The sequence below is a fragment of the Photobacterium sp. R1 genome (assembly GCF_054600795.1).
Window position 1 is genome coordinate 1 of sequence record NZ_BAAHZP010000327.1, and the last position, 317, is coordinate 317.

The window sequence follows — 317 nt, forward strand, 5'->3', positions numbered from 1 at the left end:
TTTTTTAGAATTTGATGCCGGGCCACCAGCCACTAAAGAACGAATAACAGTGAATTCATCATCCACCTGAAGCACAGCACCAATCCCTTCCAGAGACAGGTTCATCTCTGACTGGAACTGTTCAGCGCTGCGAGGAGAAAGGTAACTGGTATGTGGGTCAACTTCTCGCGCAAATGCATTCATATAAAGCTGAAATACATCTTCACTGTGACTTTGAGTAAGGCGCTTCAACGCATTGTTGTAACGTTTACTCAAGGTTTCCTGGATGTCTTTCCACTCTTTGCCTGCCAGCTTAAGATTCAGCTCGTCAGATTTGA

The 317-nt window shown here is 44.8% G+C and carries 1 pseudogene; it reads right to left on the reverse strand.

What is annotated here, in order from left to right:
• Nucleotides 1–317, reverse strand: a pseudogene (locus ACYP03_RS25260) (carboxy terminal-processing peptidase); the annotation flags it as partial.